This window comes from Streptomyces sp. SID5785, from assembly GCF_009870065.1.
Taxonomy (GTDB): Bacteria; Actinomycetota; Actinomycetes; order Streptomycetales; family Streptomycetaceae; genus Streptomyces.
Map to the genome: position 1 here is coordinate 1 of NZ_WWIA01000382.1, position 2,783 is coordinate 2,783.

3 protein-coding genes and 1 pseudogene are annotated in these 2,783 nt (G+C 72.0%); 2 read left to right on the forward strand and 2 right to left on the reverse strand.

What is annotated here, in order from left to right:
- The first annotated feature begins 183 nt into the window (after positions 1-183).
- On the forward strand, positions 184-1,203 hold the full coding sequence (locus GTW43_RS12620) for a TetR/AcrR family transcriptional regulator C-terminal domain-containing protein (RefSeq protein WP_161301751.1): 1,020 nt from the start codon (positions 184-186) through the stop codon (positions 1,201-1,203).
- 12 nt (positions 1,204-1,215) lie between these two features.
- Here GTW43_RS12620 and GTW43_RS12625 read toward each other — a convergent pair whose 3' ends face one another.
- Positions 1,216-1,653, reverse strand: a complete 438-nt coding sequence (locus GTW43_RS12625) for a VOC family protein (protein WP_161301752.1) — start codon at positions 1,651-1,653, stop codon at positions 1,216-1,218.
- A gap of 171 nt (positions 1,654-1,824) precedes the next feature.
- Here GTW43_RS12625 and paaI point away from each other — a divergent pair, with 171 nt between their 5' ends.
- Positions 1,825-2,202, forward strand: a complete 378-nt coding sequence (gene paaI / locus GTW43_RS12630) for a hydroxyphenylacetyl-CoA thioesterase PaaI (RefSeq protein ID WP_161301753.1) — start codon at positions 1,825-1,827, stop codon at positions 2,200-2,202.
- 70 nt (positions 2,203-2,272) lie between these two features.
- On the opposite strand, the pseudogene GTW43_RS12635 reads toward paaI, so the two are convergent.
- Positions 2,273-2,783, reverse strand: a pseudogene (locus GTW43_RS12635) (reductase); the annotation flags it as partial.

Consider the following 2,783-nt stretch of genomic DNA (forward strand, 5'->3'; position numbering starts at 1 on the left):
TCGTCTCTTCCGTTGGTCGATACGCCGTTCTGCGCATCGCTTCGCATTCAACGTATCGACGAGGAAGCCCCGAAAACCATGGGTTGTCGGCCTGTAGTGAACTAGTGCGGCAGGCATAGTGCACTAGTTCAAAGTGTCTGCCATGCTGAGGCGTGCAGGTGCACCGAGCCGCCGGAGGGACCCGTGTCGTCAGAGCTGCAGCCCGAGCCGCCCTATCGCGTGATCGCGGCGGAGATCCGCGGCCGGATCCTGGGCGGCGACCTGCGCCCCGGCGAGCGGGTGCCGTCGATCCGGGCCGTCGCGCAGCGGTGGGGTGTGGCGATCGCGACGGCGACCAAGGTGCTCGCCGTCCTGCGGGACGAGGGACTGGTCGAGGCGAAGGTCGGCTCCGGCACGGTGGTCAGCGCGCAGGCGGTCCGCAGACGTGCGGCCGCGTCGCCGGGGGCCGGCCCCGCGCGGGGTGCCGAGGGGCCCGATCAGGAGCAGTTGCGGCTGCGCATCCTGCGGACCGCCGTCGACCTGGCCGACAGCGACGGGCTGCAGTCGCTGACGATGCGCCGGCTCGCGGCCCGGCTCGACCTCGGACCGATGGCCCTGTACCGGTATGTCGCGGGCAAGGAAGAGCTGTTGGTGCAGATGGCCGACCTCGTGTTCGGCGATCTCAGCCTGCCCGACGACGGCCCCCCGGGGTGGCGCGCCAAGCTGGAGCTGATCGCCCGCGAGCAGTGGCGGCTGTGCCGGCGGCACCTGTGGCTGCCGGCGGTCGTCTCGTTCACGCGCCCGGTACTGGTGCCGCACATGATGGCCCACACCGAGTGGACGCTCAGCGCGCTGGACGGTCTCGGCCTGCCCATGGACGTGAGGCTTCAGGAGACGCTCACGCTGCACGCCTTCGTCGTCTCGGTCGCGCTGTCCAAGGCCGACGAGGACCGGGCCGAGCGGAACACGGGGATGACGCTGAACCGGTGGTCGGACAGTCAGCGCTCGCGGCGCCGCGAGCTGCTGGAGAGCGGGGAGTTCCCGCGCCTGGCCGCGTTCTCCGAGGACACGGCGCCCGATCTCGATCTTCTGTTCGAGTACGGGCTGGCCCGCCACCTCGACGGGTTCGCCGTCCTGGTCGAGCACCAGGGGACGGGCACGAGCACGGGGGCGGACACCGGAACACCCGGGGCCGGCGCGGGCGCGGGCGCGGGAGAGGCGTGAACCGTCCGGCTTTCAGCCCTTCTTGAGCTCCTCGGCGAGCATGACCAGGATGCCGCTGGGCCCGCGCACATAGGTGAGCCGGTAGATGTCCTCGTACGTCGCCACACCGCGCAGCGGCCGGCATCCGTGCCGGGCGGCGATCTCCAGGGCCGCGTCGAGGTCGTCGACCGAGAACGCGACACGGTGCATGCCGATCTCGTGCGGGAGCGTGGGCTCGGTCTCGATCGCGTCGGGGTGGAGGTACTCGAAGAGTTCGAGTCGGCCGTTGCCGTCGGGCGTCTGGAGCATCGCGATCCGGGCGTGATTGCCGTCGAGACCGACCGCGGTGTCGGCCCACTCCCCTCGGACCGTGTCCCGCCCGACGACGCTGAGGCCGAGATCGGTGAAGAACGCGATGGTCGCCTCGATGTCCCGCACCGCGATGCCGACGTTCTCGAATCTGATGGCCATGCGAGTCACCCTACCGAGCCGGGGCGCACGGCACCGCTTGACAGGTCGCTTCGGTGCTGGTTGCTTGGCCGCGTCACAACGCTACCGAATGGTCGGTCGGACCGGGAAAGTGGTCGATGCACCGTGGAGAACGCCGAGATCGGGCAGCAGGGCGACGGACCGGCGCAGCGGATGTTCGCCGCGGACCGGGCCTCCCGGCAGCTGGGGATCGAACTGCTGACGGCCGGCGAGGGTGCGGCCGAGCTGCGGATGACCGTGCGCGCGGACATGGTCAACGGGCACGGCATCGCCCACGGCGGGTACGTCTTCCTGCTCGCCGACACGGCGTTCGCCTGCGCCTGCAACAGCCGGGGTCCGGTGACGGTCGCGTCGGGCGCGGACATCACCTTCGTGGCACCGGCCGGGGAGGGCGACGTCCTGTACGCGACGGCCGAGGAGCGCACCACGTACGGGCGCAGCGGGATCTACGACATCAGCGTCCGGCGGGGCGACGAGGTGATCGCCGAGTTCCGCGGCCGCAGCCGTGCGATGCGCGGCGGGCAGAGGTGACGCGCCGCCGCTGCCCTGCGCACCGGGTCCGCGCGGGACACCGGCGTGCGGGGCAGCGGGCAGGGCCGGTTCAGCCCGCGTACACGTCCTCGACGTAGCGTCCCTCGGCCACGAGCGTGCTCAGCCATGCCTCGGCCGCGCTCTCGTCCGCGCCCTCGGTGCGTGCGCGGTACAGGTCGCGGAAGGCGGAGCGCACGCCCGGCGCCATGCGGGCGCCGTCGCCGCACACGTAGACCCGTGCGTGCGCGTCGAGCAGGTCCCAGATCTCGTCCCCCTCGGCGGCGATGCGGTGCTGGACGAAGCGGTGGCCGTCCACCGGGGCTTCGCTGAAGACGGGGCGCAGCCGGACGGTCCCGGTCGCCTCGGCGGCGCGGAGTTCGTCGGCGTGGAGGTAGTCGCGGTCCGGATGGTCGCAGCCGAAGTACACGAGGGCGGGCGGCAGTCCGGCGGCGCGCTCGGCGACGGCGGCGCGGAACGGCGCGAGACCGGTGCCCGCCGCGATCATGATCACGGGTTCGTCGGCGTCGGGCCGGATACGGAACGCGTCGCGGCAGGGCTGGACGCGACCGAGGACGGTGTCG